Source organism: Mesorhizobium sp. M1396, from assembly GCF_040317725.1.
Classification (GTDB): domain Bacteria; phylum Pseudomonadota; class Alphaproteobacteria; order Rhizobiales; family Rhizobiaceae; genus Mesorhizobium.
This window is the reverse complement of record NZ_JAMYLA010000024.1, coordinates 29,527-47,170: the sequence shown is the minus strand read 5'-3', so window position 1 is coordinate 47,170 and position 17,644 is coordinate 29,527. Positions and strand designations below refer to the sequence as shown.

The window sequence follows — 17,644 nt, the reverse complement described above, 5'->3', positions numbered from 1 at the left end:
AAGCCATCCCCGGCCCTGCCGGGGATGGCTCGACGTGCCGGGATGCAATAAGAATTGTACTGGTACGCCGCCGGGCTCATTGAATCGAAGACGTACCTACCCCAAATTCAGAAGTGGGCGTTCCCTGCCCCGTCCCGACTCCAGCGGGACGCATTGAGCCCCGTCGGACCCTCTCCGGCGGGGCTTTTGTCTTGCCAACTGCAAACCGGAGCGACCCGACCGAAATACGGCTCTGCTGGCCGTATCACGCGGAGCTTGCTGAGTTCCAAGCCACGCCATCGCAGATCAGCTGATAGCTCCGCGCTTCCGAGTTCTCGGCCTAATAGATTCCTCTTATCTCCGTGCTCGAATTAGCAAACACCTCGTCCGGCACAAAAAAGTCGCCGGCCAGAGGCCCGGTCGCATCAGGTGAATAGACCGAGAAATCGCTGACGCCCTCGGCGCGCAGCACCTCTTCGTCGATGTAGAAATTGCCCGTGGTCTCGCGCGCCGGCCGCATGAAAATGGCATGCGCGGCATCGGCCATGATGTCGGGCAAACGGCTCATCGCCGCCACCGTCGCGCCGCCGAGCAGATTGCGCACCGCCGCCGTGTCGATGGTCGAGATCGGCCACAGTGAATTTATCGCAATGCCGTCCCTGGCGAATTCGGCGCTCATCCCCAGCGTGCACATCGACATGCCGAACTTGGCCATCGTGTAGGCGACGTGGTTCTTGAACCATTTGGCCTTCATGTCGAGCGGCGGCGCCAGATTCAGGACATGAGGATTGCTGGCTAACTTCAGGTGTGGAATGCACATTTTGGACACCAGGAAGGTGCCCCGCGTGTTGATCTGGTGCATCAGGTCGTAGCGTTTCATGTCGGTCTCCAGCGTGCCGGTGAGCTGGATGGCGCTGGCATTGTTGACGCAGATGTCGATGCCGCCGAATTTTTCCACGGTTCTGGCAACCGCCTCGGCAACCTGCGCCTCTTCACGGATATCGCACAGCACAGGCAGCGCCTTGCCTCCGGCCTGCTCGATCTCTTCGGCCGCCGTATGGATCGTGCCCGGCAGCTTGGGATGCGGCTCGGCGGTCTTGGCCGCGATCGTCACATTGGCGCCGTCACGCGCGGCACGCAGCGCGATCGCCAGCCCGATACCGCGCGACCCGCCGGAGATGAACAGCGTCTTTCCCTTGAGCGACATTTTTCCTCCGCCTGCATTTGTGGTTCGCTGCGCGATCCTTGCCCGTGGCGATCCCGGACACAAGGGGCTGTAACGGCAAGCGATGATGACGCAGCGGAGCCCTCTCAGAACGTCGGATCCTCGCCCCCGCAAGGCGGGACGAGGAATTCGAGCCTTCCTAAACCAGCACCAGCCCCTGCCGCATCGCGATGGCAATGGCGTCGGTGCGGTTGGCCGCACCCAGCTTGATCAGGATCGCTGCGACATGGAACTTCGCCGTGTGCACGGAGATGTTCAGCCGCCGCGCGATCACCTTGTTGGGCGCACCCTCGGCCAGCAGCGCCAGCACTTCCGCCTCACGCGGCGACAGTGTTGGGCGGATCGCATGCTCGTCGGAGGCTTCATCCTCGAACGGCTCGCCGTCGCCGGCATGGAAGTCCTCAAGGCGTCCGCTTCTGCCGCCGCCCGATACGCGATAGCCGGCCGCGGCCAGCCGTGCCGCCGCAGCGATCAACAAATCATCCGCGTCCGCAGGCATGACGGCCAATACCTCGCCAGCGGGTCGCCCGCCATTGGCGCGTCCCGACAGCAGCACCCGAGGCGTGGACGCCGGCACGGCGTCGCCGCTCCTGTCGTCGACGATGGCGACATCGGGTTTGCCATCACCGGCCACGACCGGCAGCAGGTCATCGCTCGCGGCAAGCGCGGCCGCCAGGCGCTCGGCGCGCGACGCGTCGCCAAGCGCAATCAGCACCACCAGCCGCCGCGAGACGGCACCGTCAGTCATGATCCGGTCGCTGGTGAGCGTGTCCATCACTCCTCTCAGGAAAGCGGCTTTTCGCCGATCGTCAGCGCGACATCGCGCTGTTCGCCGCCGCGCACGACGCCAAGCGTCACCGAAGCGCCGGCACTGTCGGGTCCGAGCCTGCGGATCAGGTCGCGCGGACCATGCACGGCTTCGCCGTTCCACGCCACGATGATATCGCCGAGAGAGAGACCGGCGGCCTTGGCCGGGCCATCCTCGTCGAGGCTCATCACCATCGCGCCCCGCGCGTCGCGATCACGCACCGGATGCAGGCCGGCGCCGAGATAGCCGCGCGCGACATGACCCTTTTCGCGCAGGGTCGCGACCGCCCGCTCGATCGTCTCGTAAGGCATCACCAGCGCCCGGTGTCGCGGCCCGAACAAGAGCATGCCGACCAGAGCGCCCTTGGCGTCGAGCACCGGGCCGCCCTCGAAACGGCCGCCGGCGCCGACGGCAAGATTGATGCGCCGGTCGATGGTGCCTCCGCGCATCGAGCGCCAGGCCGGACCGACCTCGCCGACCGAGCCCGACACGGCCAGAACGGAACCGTCGCTATTGCCGATGGCGATGGCGACGTTGCCCGGCCGCACCGCATCGGCCTTGGCCAACGACGCGGCGCTGACGGCGGTAACCGGCTTCAGCAGGGCGACTCCGGTCGAAGGATCACGGCCGACGAGTTCGGTCTTCACCGTCTCGCCGGAGGCCAGCGTCAGTTCGATCTCCTCGCCGGCCTCGACAGCCTCTTCGGCGGTGACGAAATAGCCGTCACGCCAGTGGAAGGCGCTTGCCGTGCGGTGGTGATGCGTGGCGAAACTCGCCGTAGCCGGCGCCGCCTTGGCGGCGAGATCGGCGATGGCTTCCGAAAACGCACTCAGATTGAAATCGCTCATATTGGTCTCCTGGGTTCATTCATGCCCCAGATATCGCTCGATAGCGCGCCTAGAGGTACTCGCCTGACGGCTAGTTGCCGGTTGACTGGCCATCTGGTCAGGTCGCGGCCGGTCGGACTGCTCCGCACATATAGTTATCCTTGCGCCCGACAACACGGAACCCCGCCGATGGCCTTCCTCGCCCCGAAATTCCAAACTGACGATAGATTAGCCGACGACACGCTGCTCGACGCCTATTCGACGACCGTTGCCGACGCGGTCGACCGCATTGGCCCTGCCGTCTGCCGCATCGAGCGCGTCAGCGGTCAGGGCGGCCATGGCTCGGGCTTCGTCATCGCGCAGGACGGGCTGGTCGTCACCAATTTTCACGTCGTGGGTGATGCAAGAACGGTGCGCGTCTCGATGCCGGACGGCGCCTCGCGAGAAGGCCACGTGCTCGGCCGCGACCCGGACACCGACATCGCGCTGGTGCGGGCCGACGGCAGCTTTGCCGATGTCGCGCCGCTGGGCGATTCCAAGCGGCTGCGGCGCGGCCAGATCGCCATTGCCATCGGCAACCCTCTGGGCTTCGAATGGACCGTCACCTCCGGCGTTGTGTCGGCGCTGGGGCGCTCGATGCGCGCCTCCACCGGCCGGCTGATCGACGATGTCATCCAGACCGATGCGGCGCTCAACCCGGGCAATTCCGGCGGTCCGCTGGTTTCGTCGGCCGGCGAGGTCATCGGCGTCAACACCGCCATGATCCATGGCGCGCAAGGCATCGCCTTCGCGGTCGCTTCCAACACCGCCAATTTCGTCATTTCGGAGATCATCCGCTTCGGCCGCGTGCGCCGCGCCTTCATTGGTGTCTCGGCCGACACTGTCAATTTGCCGCGCCGCGCCGCCCTTTTGTCGCAAGTCTCGACCAGTACGGCGGTGCGGCTGCGCGGCGTCGAAAAGGACGGCCCGGCGGCAAAAGCGGGCTTCAAGGAAGGCGACATCATCGCCGCCATCGATGGCCGCCCGGTCACCGGGGTCGACGATCTCGTGCGTATGCTCGACGCCGAGCGCATCGGCCGCGAGACGCTGTGCACCGTCGTGCGCCGCACCGGCGTCAGCCAGGTGACGGTGACACCGGTGGCAAGGGCTGGCTAAGGCTGGCGCTCAGGCTCCCGCCGCCCCTTCCGCATATTGCGCCAGAAACTCCCCACTCGGCGGGATCGGCTTGATGACGTCGATCAGCACGCCATTGGGATCCTTGGTGATGAAATGGCGCTGGCCGAAGGGTTCGTCGCGCAGAGAGCGCAGGATCGGCAGGCCGGCGGCAAGGATCCGCTCATAGACCGCGTCCGGGTCGCGGACCTCGAAATTGATCAACAGGCCCGATGTGCGGCCCCGCCCCTCCTCAGGGATCGTCTCGTGATCGCCCTGGACAATGCCGAGATTGACACGTTTGGTGTCCACCGATTGCAGGTGCACGTACCAGTCGCTCTCGAACAGCGGCCGGAAGCCGAAATGCCTGACATAGAAAGCCGCCGTACCGGCAACGTCGCCGGTCATCAGCACCGGATAATAGCTCCTGGTCTTCATCTTTTCTTCTCCAGTCAACTAACATACAGTCTGCATGTAGGTGAATTAACATACAGGCTGCATGTATGCAACAGGACTCCGCGCGCCGCTCCAACCGCGACCGCACCGAGGCGACGCGCGCCGATCTGATCGCCGCGGCGCGAAAGCTGTTCACGGAAAAATCCTATGCCGAGACCGGCACGCCCGAGATTGTCGCCGCCGCCGGCGTCACGCGCGGTGCGCTCTATCACCATTTCGCCGACAAGCAGGCGCTCTTTGCCGCCGTGGTCGAGCAGGAGGCGGCGGCGGTGGCCGACGAGATCGAGCGTGCCTCGCCGCCATCGCTCGATGCCCGCGACGCGCTGATTGCCGGTTCGGATGCCTATCTCGCCGCCATGCGCGCACCCGGCCGCACGCGGCTGCTGCTGCTCGATGGTCCCGCCGTACTTGGCCGCGCCGCCATGGATGCGATCGACAACCGCCACGGCAACCGCTCGCTGCGCGAGGGGCTGGTCGCGGCAATGCGGGCGCAGACGATGACGAGATTGCCGGCGGAGGAGCTGACCGCGCTGCTCGGCGCAGCCTTCGACCGCGCCGCCCTGGCCATCGAGGCCGGCGCCTCGGCCGAGGATTACCGGGCCGTTCTCATGGCGCTGATCGAGGGACTGTCTCCGGCTCTTCCTCGGGCACCTCGCCAGGCTCGAACTCGTTGAAGCAGCCGAGCTGGCGCTTGAATTGGTCGATCAGCCAGGCCGCCGCCGGCTTCGGGCTGCGATCCTTGCGATGCATGGCAAACAGGGGCGAACTGACCTCCCTGAAGGACTCGAGGTCGAGTTCCACCAGCCGGCCGCTCGCCAGATCGTCGGCGATCAGCCAGCGCGGCAGCCCGCCCCAACCCAGCCCCTCGCGCATCAGCGTATGCTTGGTACGCACGTCCGTCAGCCGCCAGGTGCGGTAGGCGTAGACGCCAAAGTCGCGCCCCTTGGTGCGCTCCGATTGATCAGTGACGACAAGCTGGGTGTGTTCGCGCGCATCCTCGATCGCCACTGGTTTTGGCAGCAACGCCAGCGGGTGGGTGGGCGCGGCAGCGAGCACGATCGACATGAAGCCGATACGCACAAGATGCACGTCGACCTCGCCCAGCAGGCCGCCAATGCCAAGGTCGGCCTGCCCGCTGACGACATGATCGGGGATCAGCCCAAGCGTGCCGATGTGCAGGCGTAACATCACGGTCGGAAACTGTGCCTCGAACGCCTTCAGCACCCGAACCAGCACCGGTGACGGCAGCGTCGCATCGACCGACAGCGCAACTTCGGCCTCAAGCCCCTGATGATGGCTGTCGACGCGCGAGCGCATGCGCTGCAGCACGCCGATCATACGACGCGCATCTTCCAGCATCGCCCGGCCGATCTCGGTCAGCTGCGGCTCGCGCGTGCCCTCGCGCTCGAACAGTTTCAGCCCGAGCTGCGCCTCGAGATTGGCGATCCCGTAGCTGATCACGGACTGCGCCCGGTTGAGCTTGCGCCCGGCAGCCGAGAAACTGCCGGTTTCGGCGACCGTCACCAGGATCTGAAGTTGGTCGAGCGTCGGATTGGGTTGCATCGCTGTATCTATTTTGTAGATGGATCGTATAGGAATTATACTGGTTTATCCAATGGATCGATAGCCCCATATGTGGTGGGACAAATCATTCCAACCGCTGGAGAGCCCAAAATGTCCATTCTTCTTGTCACCTCGAGCCCGCGTGGCGCTGCCTCGCACTCCACCCGCATCGCTACCGAATTCGCCGAGAAGCTGCTTGCCGCCGATCCGTCCAACACGCTTGTGGTGCGTGATCTCGTCGCCAACCCGCTGCCGCACATCGATGCCGACTATGCGACCGGCATCTATACGCCGGTCGAGGCCCGCACCCCGCGCCAGGCGGAAGTCGTCGGTGTCTCCGATGTCGTGCTCGACGAACTGTTCGCCGCCGACACGGTGATCCTCGCCACCGGCTTCATCAATTTCAACATCTCCTCGACGCTGAAGTCGTGGGTCGATCACATCGCCCGCTCCGGCAAGAGCTTTGCCTATGGCGAAAACGGCCCCAAGGGCCTCGTCACCGGCAAGAAGGTCTATATCGTGCTCGCTTCCGGCGGCATCTATTCGGAAGGCGCCGCGGTGCAGTTCGATCACGCCATTCCCTACCTGCGCGGCGTGCTCGGCTTCCTTGGCATGACCGATGTCGACGTCATCCGCATCGAAGGCGTCGGCATGGGCCCCGACGCGGTCGCCACAGCGCTCGCCAAGGCGACCGCCAAGGTCGACGCCGTGGTTGCAGCCAGCCGCGATGTCGCGGCGGCAGCGTAAGTCACACCGACCATCTGGATTGAAAAAGGCAGACGCCTCGGCGCCTGCCCTTTTTCGTTTTAGCCAATCAGATGCCGCAACAGCCCCGCCGAAGAGATCCCGATCAACACAGTTGGCAGCATGGACAGCCGCGTTGCGGCGGCGAGAGTGATCCCCAGCGCCAGAAGGTCGGCCGGATTCCTCGACACGAAGGCCGGCGCGATCACCGAGATCAGCACGCAACCAGGTGCCGCCTCCATCACCGCCGTGGCGCGGGCACCGAGCGTGCGATTACGCAGCACGACATAGCCGCCGATCCGGGTCAGGTAGGTAACGCAGGCCATCAGCACGATGGTGAGAAGGGTCGTTGCGTCGATCATGCATCACCTGCCATCAGCCAGGCCGCGACCAGCCCTGACACCGCGCCGGCGGCGACATACCAGGCGCCCGGGACGAAGAGATAGAACAGCGCCGCGACGACGAGGCTGATCAGCCAGGGCCGCGCCGCCGCCATGTCCGTCCACATGCCGCGCATCAGCACCAGGAAGACGGCCGGGAACGCCATGTCGAAACCGTAGGTCTCGACATGGCCCAGCATCGGGCCGAGCAAGGCACCCAGCGTGGTGAAAGCCACCCAGGTGAGATAAATCGCGAGTGCGGCGCCCATATAATAGTGCGGGCTGAAGGCCGGCGTGATGCCTGCAACGGCACGCTGCCTGGCATCGGCAAGTCCAAGTGCCCAGCTTTCATCGCACATAAAAAACAGCGCCGGAAAGACCTTGCGCTTCGGCAGATCGCGCAGGAACGGCGCCAGTGCCGCTCCCATCAGCAAATGACGGCTGTTGACCAGGAAGGTGATGGCAACGATGAGCGCGATATGCGGCGGCGACGTCCACAACTGGACCGCCGCGAATTCCGAGCCACCGGCAAAGTTCAGCCCGGTCATCGCGGACAGTTCGACCGTGCTCAGCCCTTTCTGGGTTGCCTGGGCGCCGAGCACCAGCGCATAGGGGATGGTACCGAACAGCACCGGTGCGCATGACGCCACGCCACGACGGAATTCGGATCTCGAACCGTCGCCCGCCGTCTCGACTGCCTGTGAAATACTCATGGTTATCCATCGGCTGACCTCACGGCCACCGCTTCCCTGCATTTGAAATCAACTGATGTCGGGGCAAACATACCGATATCGGTCCGCAATTTGGTTGCAAAGATTGTTGTATTTCACCGAATTTCGGCATTTAGTGTCACAAATTGCCGAATAGATGGAATCAAAAACCATGAAGCTGGACGAGATCGACAAGCGGATCCTGCGAGCGCTGCAACGCGACGGCCGCATGGCCAACACCGATCTGGCCAATGAAGTCGGGCTGTCGCCCTCGCCTTGCCTGCGGCGCGTGAAGCTGCTGGAGGAAGCCGGTATCATCGACCGCTATGTCGCCGTGCTCAACCCGGCCAGCATCGGCAAGGGCCTGACCTTTTTCACCCGCATCTGGCTGAAGGCGCAGGACGAGGACACGATCGAGCATTTCGCCACCGAAGTCGCCAAGCTGCCGCAGGTGATGGAGTGCTACCTGATGCTCGGCGACTGCGATGCCATGGTGCGCGTGGTGGCGGCCGGCATCGACGACTACCGCCGCTTCCAGTCGGAGCATCTGAGCCGCATCAAGGGCGTGCAGAACGTCAAGACGGACGTTCCCAGCCAGACGATCAAATACACGTCGGAACTGCCGATCTGACGCATGTCGCCCAAAAGTGCGAAGCGGTTCTGGGATAACGACATGCGTCGAAAAAAGACCATGCCAACGAAAAACCCCGTCATTTCAGACTGGATAAAAAATGCAACCGGATTGTAGGATCGGCCTCGGTGCCAGCGTCCTTCGGAGGCAAGCAGCGCGCAGCGCTGCCCTCTGGCATGGGAGATTTGAATGAGCCTTTCCTATCGTTGGGTCATCGTCGCCGCTGGCGCGCTGATGTCCTGTGTCGCCATCGGAACGATGTTTTCGCTGGCGATCTTCCTTGAGCCGATGGCGATCGACACCAACTGGTCGCGCGCCGGCATTTCGAGCGCCATGACGCTCAACTTCCTGGTGATGGGCCTTGGCGGCTTCGCCTGGGGTGCCCTGTCGGACCGCTTTGGTGCCCGCATCGTCGTCACGATCGGGGCGGTGCTGCTCGGGCTGGCGCTGGTGCTGGCCAGCCGCGCCGGCTCGCTCCTCACCTTCCAGATCACCTATGGCGTGCTGGTCGGCCTCGCCGCCAGTGCCTTCTTCGCGCCGATGATCGCGCTGACCACCGGCTGGTTCGACACCAACCGTGGCCTTGCGGTCTCGTTGGTCTCGGCCGGCATGGGCGTGGCACCGATGACGATCTCACCCTTCGCCCGCTGGCTGATCACGGCCTATGACTGGCGCACCGCCATGTTCGACATCGGCATCACCGCCTGGGTGCTGCTGTTGCCGGCCGTGCTGCTGGTCCGTCAGCCGCCAAAGCCAGCAACGGCGGCTGCGAGTCCAGCGCCGGCTACCGAGGGCGCCGGCCTGACGGTCGGCCAGGCGCTGCGCTCGCCGCAATTCATCGTACTGGGCCTCACCTTCTTTGCCTGCTGCGCGGCGCATTCCGGGCCGATCTTCCATATGGTCAGCTATGCCATGCTGTGCGGCGTCGCGCCCATGGCAGCCGTCTCGATCTACAGCGTCGAGGGCCTTGCCGGCCTCGGCGGCCGACTTTTCTACGGCGTGCTGGCCGACAGGCTTGGCGTCAAGCCGGTGCTGATCGCGGGCCTAGCGATCCAGGCGATCGTCATTGCCGCCTATCTCTCGATCAGCCGGCTCGAGCAGTTCTACATGCTGGCCGTCATCTTCGGCGCCACCTATGGCGGCGTTATGCCGCTCTACGCGGTGCTGGCGCGCGAATATTTCGGCCAGCGCATCCTCGGCACCGTGTTCGGCGCCGCCACGATGCTGTCCAGCCTCGGCATGGCGCTGGGACCGCTGGCCGGCGGCATGGTGTTCGATGCCTACGCCAACTATTCCTGGCTGTTCATCGGCTCGGCCCTCATCGGGCTTGGCGCGGTCGGCATCGCCATCGCCTTCCCGCCGCTGCCCCGCCGGGAGTTGCAGGCGGCTTAGAGCAATTCCAGGAAAAGTGTGAAACAGTTTTCCGTCCGGAATTGTGTCAAAATAAAGAGTTAGAGCAGTTCACCGTTTCATGGAAACGGTGAACTGCCCTGGTCCTCGGCCGGATCGAATCCGAGCCATGCGGGCTAGGCACGTGTGAGTCTGGCCCGTTCGGATCAACTGGTTCTGCCGGCTTTACAGCCGTCCCAGGCCTTGCCGAAGTGTAGTGGTCCACGGCCAGCATATTTTCTGCGACGAGGGATCGGGGCTAGCTCGCGCGTCCCCGCCACACCAGAGAGGCACCCTTATGGCCGAACGTCCGAGTGGAAGAGAAAGCAACCGAATTGTCGCAAGCGGCGTTGCCGAGGACGATCCGCGTCTTGCGTTCATTTATCAGGAGGCGGTGAGAGGTCTCACGCAACAGCAGACCCTTGTGGAGAACATGAGCACCCGCGCCGGCAGCCTTATCTTTGCCACCGCATTCGCCAACTCGTTGCTCGGCGGCGCGGCCCTTGCCAACGGTCTTGGGCCTTGGGACTGGACGGCGGTGGCCTTGCTGTTCGGCATCGGCGGGCTGATCGTCTTCATGCTTTGGCCCTACCACCAATATGCGTTCCGCTTCGATCCCGAAGAGCTGCTCCATCAATATGTCGACGGCGACAGGCTGACGACGATGCCGGCCATGCACCGCGCGCTTGCCCTCCGCATCAAGGCGGACATGGCCAGCAACTGGCGAATTATCCAGCGGCTTCGGGTGGCGTTGCAGATTGCGCTGCTCTTACTGTTGCTCGATATCCTGGCCTGGCTTTTGGCGATTGCGCGCGTTTAAGCCGGGGCACGCGGCGGCGCCACGGCCAGGTCCATTTCCAGGACTGACGAACCTCTTACTTCACCGTGATGGACATACCGCTGAGATCGGCGTTGACTTGCAGGCCTACCTGCTTGCCTGACAGTTCGAGTTGGGCGCCCTTGTCATTGGTCATGACGATCACCTGAGCCCCTTTGCCGAGCGTGCCGCCACCGCCCGCCGCACCGTAGACCCCCGTCACATCCCGGGCGCGCCTGATGTGGCGCACGGTCCCGTGGAAATAGGTCTTGGAGACCCCGAAGGCGAGGCCGCCCGAGACGCCGGCGACCGAGATGGGATAGCGACGACCATGGAAGGTCAGCGTGCCCTCGCCCCCGGATCCACCAACGAAAAAGGCCGCCTTGTAGATGGCAAAGCGAATCGTGCCGCTGTCGGCATGCGCGGCGCCGGCAACGCTGACTGCCCCTGCCGCGATGACGGCAACCGCGAGTGAACGAATTCTGGAAATCGTCATGATGAGAGCTCCTTGAGGTGGCCGCTTGCCCAAAGGCTGGGCTCGTCAGCGTGGTTCAAAGTTACAACTGAACAGTCTCACCCGTCATTGGTTCCAGGCACTCGCCCCGGTCGTGCATCATACCGATGTCCAACTAAGAAATGGACAGGATCTCAAGCTCGCGCTGCCCTAGCTGGACAAAGTCGCCAACGGTTTTGCCAGTCAGCACGATAGCAACCGGCGAACCATGCGATATCGAAGCTTGAGACGGGTTGGCCTCATCCTCGCCGACGATACGGAAGGTCTGAATGCGTCCATCATCACGCTTGAAAGTGACGCTGTGCCCGAAGGCGATCACATCATTGGACGTGGGCGCCGACATAAGCTGAGCCGTACGGACGCGCTCGGCATAATAGCGCATATCTCGAACCGGAACCGCCGACTGCCGTCGCCTCTCGTTGACATCCTCCAGCATGTTGGCGGCCTCGAGAGCCTGCTGAGCGCCAGCCAATTCATCCTGCAGCATCTTGAGGCCCGCCTCCGTGACGAGGTTGATCCGGTCGGAGACAGGGCGAGCCGGCAGGATGGTTTCCGATGCTGCCTCAGCACTTTCCTCCTTGGCAAATGCTACGCTCAATTGTCGAGACTCTCTGCTTGCGGCCCACGGCCGTTGTTCGAGAAACTGGCGGCGAATAACTGCTTCCTGCGGAGGGCCGACATTTCGTTGCCTCGACCAGTCCTGCCTAACCGAAAATCCGCTCGCCCTGCTCGTCGACCAGCTGAATGCCCTTCTTGATCGAGATGTCGACGGCGTCATCGAGCCCGGCGAAGCGGTCGGCGCGGATGAATTTGTGTTCCTTCACCACACCGTCGATCTCCTTGGAGACGACGCCGCAGGTCTGGTATTGGCCGTCCGCCTTGTAGGGCGTGGCGCTGATCAGAAAGCCCTTGTGCTCGACCTGCTTGGCTGGTGCCGCGTTTTTTGGCTCGGCCGCTTCATTGCCGCCACCACCGCCGAAAAGACGCTTCAGAAAAGACATCGGGGCTTCCTCCAACAGCATTCATCCCACACCATGTAGCGTGGCGCGGGATGAATTTCACTATCGGTCCTTGGCCCGGCGGGCAAGGGCTGCGGCCGGCCGTGCCGGAAGACCTTACTTGTGCGACAGCGCTTCCAGCGCCTCGGCGGCGGCTTCGAGGATGGCGATCGCCTCGGCCTGCTTGTCGGCCGGGGCATCGACGAAGTCGCCCAGAGCCGCGCGCAGCCGGTGGCGCACGGCACGGAACTCGTCGCGTGCTTCCGAACGGCCACCACGACCGCCACGACGACCGCCCTCTTCGCTCTCGTCGTTCCAGCCGAACCAGTCGCGCGCCTTGGCCATCTTGCGGCCGAAACGCTCGAGATGGTCGAGCACGCCGTCGATCATCTCGCGATTGTCGGCAAGATGCGCTTGGCCCGCCTCGGTGATCGAGAACACCTTCTTGTTGCCGTCGGCGGCGGAGGCGGCGTAGCCGGCCTCTTCCAGGAAGGTCAGGGTCGGGTAGACCACGCCCGGGCTCGGGCTGTAGATGCCGCTGGTGCGCTCTTCCAGTGCCTTGATGATGTCGTAGCCGTGGCGCGGTGCCTCGGCCAGCAGCGACAGCGTGATCAGCTTGAGGTCGCCGTCGGCCAGCATGCGCCCGGCGCGGAACATGTCGCCCGGGCCGCCGCGTCCACCGCCACGACCGCCGTGCCCGAACGGGCCGAAGCCGCTGCCTCCTCTGCCACCAAATTTGCCGGCCATGTGCATGAACATGCGCTCGCCGAAATGATTGTGCCCGAATTGCTTGTGCATTGATTGCTCCTTGAGTTCTATCTTACGATATATCTTAATTAGGCAAGCCAATCGCTGGAGTCAAGATATATCTTACGATGTAACTCGAAACGATGCCAGAGGCTTGCTTTCACCGGAACGTGCCGCTAGAAGGCCCGCGAGCGCCTCGGCTGCTCCGTAAGCGTCTGACGTCAAGCAACGCATCCAACCCCGGCCTTTCCGGGCAATTCAGCCGATCACCGGCGAATGGATGCCAATGCGACGGACCGGACAATTCAGGGAAACTCCCAAAATGACTGCAAGACATCAGCGCAGGAAGCTGCCTGCGCGCTATGCCGCTGTTCTCAGCCCGCTGGTGCTGTCGCTGTTGATGACCTTCATCGTCTCGTTCATCTCGACGTTGAAAAGCCTTGGCTTCCACCCCGACCTGCCGTTCATCTGGCTTACCGCCTGGGGCCTGTCCTGGCTGGTGGCGTTTCCGACACTGCTGCTGGTGCTGCCGATGGTACGCCGCATCGTCGGCGCGCTCTGCGAACCGGCCAGCCGATAACGCCCGGCGAATGCAACAAGGCCCGGAGACGTTCTCCGGACCTTCGCGCTCCCGCTCATGCATGACGAACCGCTACCAGCGCCCCTTGCGCCGGTTCCAGGCATAGAGCAAGTCGGCGAAACGATCATAGGCAAAGCGTGTCAGCGGCAAGGTAATCGGATTGCCGACCAAAGTCGCCAGCCAGCCCTCGCCCGGCGTAACTTTCCACACGGCAATCGCCACATCGGCGCCGACCAGCAGTTGGCCACCCGCGTCGGTGGCGTGCAGCCGGCGGCGGATATCCTCAAGCGACGCGCCGTATCCGGCAAGCGCTGCCGGTTCAAGGTTGATGTCGCGAAATTCGATCCGCCCGGCCTTGACCGCTTCGATCAGCCGCCGCTTCTGCCGGCTGATGCCGGCATCGCAAACCGGGCAGCGCGTGTTGTACCAGACGGTCAGCATTTTTACCCGTGGCCATGCCTGTGGTGCAGGTCGGGATAATGCGGATGCCGGTGGCGCATCGGCGCATGCCGGTGCCAGTGCGAATGCGGTTCGCTCACCGGCCCGTCATGATGGTGCTGGTGGTGCTCGTCATGCACATGGCTGTGCTCGTGTTCAAGTTCCTCGTGTTCGTGCTCGTGCTCATGGCGTTCCGACAGATGCAGCCAGAGGCCGATGCCCATCAGAAGCCCTGCGACCGCCAGCTTGAGTGTGACGGCGTCACCCAGGATGGCGATTGCCAGCAATGCGCCGATGAAGGGGGCGAGCGAGTAATAGGCCCCTGTCCGTGCCGTGCCGAGATGACGCAGTGCCACGATGAACATCACTAGGCTGACGCCGATGCCGAAGAAGCCGACGGCCGCGGTGGCCGCGACGATTGACGCAAGGGGAAACGAAGCTCCGCCGGCAAGCGCCAGCGCGACATTGACGACACCCGCCACCAGCCCTTTGAGCATGGCGATCACCACCGGGTCGGTGGCCGAGATCCTGCGCGTGAAATTGTTGTCGAGCCCCCAGGCCACACAAGCCCCCGCCACCAGCAGGGCGCCACGGTTGAAGGCGATGCCGTCACCTTGCCAGGACAGCAGAACGGCGCCGGCCAGAATGGCGAAGGCGCCAAAAAGCAGACGCCGGTCGACATTCTCGCGATAGACGAGCCAGGCGATCGTCATCGTCGACAGCCCTTCCAGATTGAGCAGCAGCGCCGAACTGGACGCCGTGTTGAGGGTCAAACCGAACATCAGCAGCACCGGCGCGATGATGCCGCCCATGCCGATTGCCAACGTCAACCAGGGAATATCCCCAGCGGTCAGCTGCGCTTCCTCGGCTGCGGCCTGCCTGCCCCGAAGCAAACGATACAAGGCGAGGCCGAGACCGGCACCGAGATAGAGCAGTCCGGCCAGCATGAAGGGATTGACGCCGTCGAGCAGCAGCTTGCTGAGCGGCGGCGTCGCCCCGAACAAGGCGGCGGAGCCAAGCGCGAGCGGCACGCCGGGCCACAGATGCGAATGGGAATGCGGTTCGGACATGGCCACATCCTAACGCACGTTACCCAAAAGTGGCGACGCGCTTTACGCGCTGTCTCGTCACGGCTCTATCCGAGCGAGGTGATGATCTCGCGGTAGGCGAATTCGGGGAAGGCCTTCAACGTTCGCGTCCTGACGTTGCCGGCCGCCGCCAGCATCAGCGAGAAACGCGCCAGGACCGCGTCGTCGGGGGCTTCGACCAGCGCCACCATGTCGTACTCGCCCATGGTCAGGTAGAACGCCTTGAACGATCCGCCCATATCTCCCAGCTGCTTCCTGGCGGCGTCGAGCCGCTTCGGTGAATCGCGCACGTTTTTGGCGCCCTGCTCGGTCCAGTTCATCAGCACGATGTAGCTTGTCATGGCACACCTCCTCCGGGGCCACGGAGCACGGCGGCTTCGCCGGGGCGGGCATCCGGGTTGTCGCCCAGAAAATGCATCCGATACGAAATTATCCTCCCGAAGCGTCCGAGCCGCAAGAGCATGCCCCGAAACCGAAAAAGGGCGCCAGTGGCGCCCTTGAACTCTTTGATGTCGGAGGTCCTAGCTATCCAGGAAGCTCCTGAGCTTGCGGCTGCGGCTCGGGTGCTTCAGCTTGCGCAACGCCTTGGCCTCGATCTGGCGGATACGTTCGCGGGTGACCGAGAACTGCTGGCCGACTTCTTCAAGCGTATGGTCGGTGTTCATGCCGATGCCGAAGCGCATGCGCAGAACGCGCTCCTCGCGCGGCGTCAGCGAGGCCAGCACGCGCGTGGTGGTCTCGCGCAAATTGGCCTGGATCGCCGCGTCGATCGGCAGGATCGCCATCTTGTCCTCGATGAAATCGCCCAGATGCGAATCCTCCTCGTCGCCGACCGGCGTTTCGAGCGAGATCGGCTCCTTGGCGATCTTCAGCACCTTGCGCACTTTTTCGAGCGGCATGGCGAGCTTTTCGGCCAGTTCTTCCGGCGTCGGCTCGCGGCCGATCTCGTGCAGCATCTGGCGCGAGGTGCGCACGATCTTGTTGATCGTTTCGATCATGTGCACCGGAATGCGGATGGTGCGCGCCTGATCGGCGATCGAACGGGTGATCGCCTGCCTGATCCACCATGTCGCGTAGGTCGAGAACTTGTAGCCACGGCGGTATTCGAATTTGTCCACCGCCTTCATCAGGCCGATATTGCCTTCCTGGATCAGGTCGAGGAACTGCAGGCCGCGATTGGTGTATTTCTTGGCGATGGAGATGACGAGGCGCAGATTGGCCTCGACCATTTCCTTCTTGGCGATCGCCGCTTCGCGCTCGCCCTTCTGCACCTGGTTGACGATCTTGCGGAATTCCAGGATCGAGATCGCCGTTTCGGTGGCGAGGTTCTGGATCTCGGCGCGCAGGTCCTTGATCGCGTCCTTCTCGTTCTTGGTGAATTCCTTCCAGCCGCGCGAGGTCAGGTTGCCGATCGCGCGCGTCCAGTTCGGGTCGAGCTCGGAACCCTGATATTCCTTCAGGAACTCCTCGCGGCGCACGCCATAGCTTTCGGCGAGCCTGAGCAGCTTGCCCTCGTTCTGCACCAGGCGCTTGTTGATGTCGTAGAGCTGCTCGACCAGCGCCTCGATGCGCGCCGTGTTGAGCGACAGCGACTTCACCGCCTTGATCAGCTGGTCCTTCAGCTCCTTCAGCCGGCGGTCCTGGCTGGGCGACAGCGTGCCGGCGGCGGCCAGACGGTTCTCGACCTGCTGGTCCTGCAGCTTGCGCAGCTTCTTGTAGGTGTCGGCGATGACGTCGAGCGTCTCCATCACCTGCGGGCGGAGTTCCGCTTCCATGGCCGCCAGCGAAAGGCTCGCTTCGTCCTCGTCTTCCTCGTCGTCATCGACCAGCCCGCGCGTATCGGCGGCGACATTGGTGATGTCGTCTTCCTCGTCGCGCGAACGGCGCGGCTTATCCTCGACCTTGGCTTCCTCGATGCGCTCGACGACCGGCGCCTGCTTGGCTTCCGGTCCGGCATAGGTGGCTTCGAGGTCGATGATCTCGCGCAGCAGGATCTTGGATTCGTTGAGCTCGTCGCGCCAGATGATGATGGCCTGGAAAGTCAGCGGACTTTCGCACAGGCCCGCGATCATCGTCTCGCGGCCGGCCTCTATGCGCTTGGCGATGGCGATTTCGCCCTCGCGCGACAGCAACTCGACCGAGCCCATCTCGCGCAGATACATGCGCACCGGATCGTCGGTGCGGTCGGTCGGTTCTTTCTTGGTCGTGGCGGCGGCGACCGCTGTGCCGGTTTGCTCGGCCAGTTCGTTGGCGTCTTCCTCGGCATCGGCCGCGGTATCGGCGGCCTCGGGCTCCTCGCCCTGCTCGTCGTCCTCGACCACGTTGATGCCCATGTCGGACAGCATCGCCATCGTGTCCTCGATCTGCTCGGAGGTCACTTCCTCGGAGGGCAGCACCGAATTCAGCTCGTCCATGGTGACATAACCGCGCTTCTTGGCGGCCTTGATCATCTTCTTGACAGCATCATCGGAAAGGTCGAGCAGAGGGCCATCGGTGGCGCCTTCGCGTTCGGTTTCGACCTCTTCCTTTTCCTTTGTCGCCATAGTCTTTATCTTCTCCTAGCGGCCGAACATCAAAGCCGCGTAAGCTGTCGGACCA

22 protein-coding genes are annotated in these 17,644 nt (G+C 63.7%); 7 read left to right on the top strand and 15 right to left on the bottom strand.

Annotated elements, in window-relative coordinates; translation table 11 throughout:
• Positions 1-319: 319 nt before the first annotated feature.
• The 3 genes from NKH02_RS17285 to NKH02_RS17275 all read right to left on the bottom strand — a co-directional run bounded on the left by NKH02_RS17285 (position 320) and on the right by NKH02_RS17275 (position 2,860).
• On the bottom strand, positions 320-1,186 hold the full coding sequence (locus NKH02_RS17285) for an SDR family oxidoreductase (protein WP_352880239.1): 867 nt from the start codon (positions 1,184-1,186) through the stop codon (positions 320-322).
• A 157-nt stretch (positions 1,187-1,343) separates the two neighbouring features.
• Positions 1,344-1,979 (bottom strand): helix-turn-helix transcriptional regulator, encoded by a 636-nt coding sequence (locus NKH02_RS17280; protein ID WP_352863648.1) that lies wholly within the window; start codon positions 1,977-1,979, stop codon positions 1,344-1,346.
• Between the two features lie 8 nt (positions 1,980-1,987).
• Positions 1,988-2,860, bottom strand: a complete 873-nt coding sequence (locus NKH02_RS17275) for a S1C family serine protease (RefSeq protein WP_352880238.1) — start codon at positions 2,858-2,860, stop codon at positions 1,988-1,990.
• A 168-nt stretch (positions 2,861-3,028) separates the two neighbouring features.
• Between NKH02_RS17275 and NKH02_RS17270 the strand changes: the two genes are divergently transcribed.
• Positions 3,029-3,994, top strand: coding sequence for a S1C family serine protease (locus NKH02_RS17270; protein WP_352880237.1), 966 nt, complete (start codon positions 3,029-3,031; stop codon positions 3,992-3,994).
• 9 nt (positions 3,995-4,003) lie between these two features.
• Here the strand turns inward: NKH02_RS17270 and NKH02_RS17265 are convergent, their stop codons facing one another.
• A complete protein-coding gene (locus NKH02_RS17265) occupies positions 4,004-4,429 on the bottom strand; it encodes a VOC family protein (RefSeq protein ID WP_352880236.1) in 426 nt (141 codons plus the stop codon).
• 65 nt (positions 4,430-4,494) lie between these two features.
• On the opposite strand from NKH02_RS17265, the gene NKH02_RS17260 reads away from it, so the two are divergent.
• Complete coding sequence (locus NKH02_RS17260) at positions 4,495-5,121, top strand: TetR/AcrR family transcriptional regulator (RefSeq protein ID WP_352880234.1); 627 nt, start codon at positions 4,495-4,497, stop codon at positions 5,119-5,121.
• On the opposite strand, the gene NKH02_RS17255 is transcribed toward NKH02_RS17260, so the two are convergent.
• Positions 5,054-6,010, bottom strand: a complete 957-nt coding sequence (locus NKH02_RS17255; RefSeq protein WP_352863654.1) for a LysR family transcriptional regulator — start codon at positions 6,008-6,010, stop codon at positions 5,054-5,056. The genes NKH02_RS17260 and NKH02_RS17255 overlap by 68 nt on opposite strands.
• A 111-nt stretch (positions 6,011-6,121) precedes the next feature.
• Between NKH02_RS17255 and NKH02_RS17250 the strand changes: the two genes are divergently transcribed.
• Entirely contained in the window at positions 6,122-6,757 is a 636-nt protein-coding gene (locus NKH02_RS17250; protein ID WP_352880232.1) for an FMN-dependent NADH-azoreductase, read from the top strand.
• A 59-nt stretch (positions 6,758-6,816) separates the two neighbouring features.
• Here NKH02_RS17250 and NKH02_RS17245 read toward each other — a convergent pair whose 3' ends face one another.
• Both NKH02_RS17245 and NKH02_RS17240 read right to left on the bottom strand, forming a co-directional pair.
• On the bottom strand, positions 6,817-7,116 hold the full coding sequence (locus NKH02_RS17245; protein ID WP_352863657.1) for an AzlD family protein: 300 nt from the start codon (positions 7,114-7,116) through the stop codon (positions 6,817-6,819).
• The gene (locus NKH02_RS17240) at positions 7,113-7,847 is read right to left on the bottom strand and encodes an AzlC family ABC transporter permease (protein ID WP_352880230.1); all 735 of its coding nucleotides are present in this window, start codon (positions 7,845-7,847) and stop codon (positions 7,113-7,115) included. Before NKH02_RS17240 ends, NKH02_RS17245 begins: the two co-directional genes overlap by 4 nt.
• Before the next feature lie 169 nt (positions 7,848-8,016).
• On the opposite strand from NKH02_RS17240, the gene NKH02_RS17235 reads away from it, so the two are divergent.
• The 3 genes from NKH02_RS17235 to NKH02_RS17225 all read left to right on the top strand — a co-directional run bounded on the left by NKH02_RS17235 (position 8,017) and on the right by NKH02_RS17225 (position 10,684).
• Positions 8,017-8,475, top strand: coding sequence for an Lrp/AsnC family transcriptional regulator (locus NKH02_RS17235; RefSeq protein WP_352863660.1), 459 nt, complete (start codon positions 8,017-8,019; stop codon positions 8,473-8,475).
• Between the two features lie 189 nt (positions 8,476-8,664).
• Positions 8,665-9,867, top strand: a complete 1,203-nt coding sequence (locus NKH02_RS17230) for an MFS transporter (protein WP_352880228.1) — start codon at positions 8,665-8,667, stop codon at positions 9,865-9,867.
• 214 nt (positions 9,868-10,081) lie between these two features.
• Positions 10,082-10,684 carry a hypothetical protein gene (locus NKH02_RS17225; protein WP_352880226.1) on the top strand — a complete coding sequence of 201 codons (603 nt, stop codon included), beginning with the start codon at positions 10,082-10,084 and terminating at the stop codon, positions 10,682-10,684.
• A gap of 55 nt (positions 10,685-10,739) precedes the next feature.
• Here the strand turns inward: NKH02_RS17225 and NKH02_RS17220 are convergent, their stop codons facing one another.
• From NKH02_RS17220 to NKH02_RS17205, 4 genes are all read right to left on the bottom strand, one after another.
• Positions 10,740-11,177: a hypothetical protein gene (locus NKH02_RS17220; RefSeq protein WP_502911015.1), complete on the bottom strand. Its 438-nt coding sequence runs from the start codon at positions 11,175-11,177 to the stop codon at positions 10,740-10,742.
• Between the two features lie 133 nt (positions 11,178-11,310).
• Positions 11,311-11,793, bottom strand: coding sequence for a transcription elongation factor GreA (greA, locus tag NKH02_RS17215; protein ID WP_352863663.1), 483 nt, complete (start codon positions 11,791-11,793; stop codon positions 11,311-11,313).
• 106 nt (positions 11,794-11,899) lie between these two features.
• Complete coding sequence (locus tag NKH02_RS17210; protein WP_352863664.1) at positions 11,900-12,196, bottom strand: HlyU family transcriptional regulator; 297 nt, start codon at positions 12,194-12,196, stop codon at positions 11,900-11,902.
• Between the two features lie 114 nt (positions 12,197-12,310).
• On the bottom strand, positions 12,311-12,991 hold the full coding sequence (locus tag NKH02_RS17205) for a PadR family transcriptional regulator (RefSeq protein ID WP_352880224.1): 681 nt from the start codon (positions 12,989-12,991) through the stop codon (positions 12,311-12,313).
• A 271-nt stretch (positions 12,992-13,262) separates the two neighbouring features.
• On the opposite strand from NKH02_RS17205, the gene NKH02_RS17200 reads away from it, so the two are divergent.
• Positions 13,263-13,520, top strand: coding sequence for a DUF2798 domain-containing protein (locus NKH02_RS17200; RefSeq protein ID WP_352880222.1), 258 nt, complete (start codon positions 13,263-13,265; stop codon positions 13,518-13,520).
• A gap of 72 nt (positions 13,521-13,592) precedes the next feature.
• Here the strand turns inward: NKH02_RS17200 and NKH02_RS17195 are convergent, their stop codons facing one another.
• The 4 genes from NKH02_RS17195 to rpoD all read right to left on the bottom strand — a co-directional run bounded on the left by NKH02_RS17195 (position 13,593) and on the right by rpoD (position 17,589).
• The gene (locus tag NKH02_RS17195) at positions 13,593-13,961 is read right to left on the bottom strand and encodes a thiol-disulfide oxidoreductase DCC family protein (RefSeq protein ID WP_352880220.1); all 369 of its coding nucleotides are present in this window, start codon (positions 13,959-13,961) and stop codon (positions 13,593-13,595) included.
• A gap of 2 nt (positions 13,962-13,963) precedes the next feature.
• Positions 13,964-15,028 carry a DMT family transporter gene (locus NKH02_RS17190; RefSeq protein WP_352880219.1) on the bottom strand — a complete coding sequence of 355 codons (1,065 nt, stop codon included), beginning with the start codon at positions 15,026-15,028 and terminating at the stop codon, positions 13,964-13,966.
• 65 nt (positions 15,029-15,093) lie between these two features.
• Positions 15,094-15,387, bottom strand: coding sequence for a GYD domain-containing protein (locus NKH02_RS17185; RefSeq protein ID WP_352863672.1), 294 nt, complete (start codon positions 15,385-15,387; stop codon positions 15,094-15,096).
• Positions 15,388-15,567: 180 nt separating this feature from the next.
• Positions 15,568-17,589, bottom strand: coding sequence for an RNA polymerase sigma factor RpoD (gene rpoD / locus NKH02_RS17180; RefSeq protein ID WP_352880217.1), 2,022 nt, complete (start codon positions 17,587-17,589; stop codon positions 15,568-15,570).
• Positions 17,590-17,644: the final 55 nt, after the last annotated feature.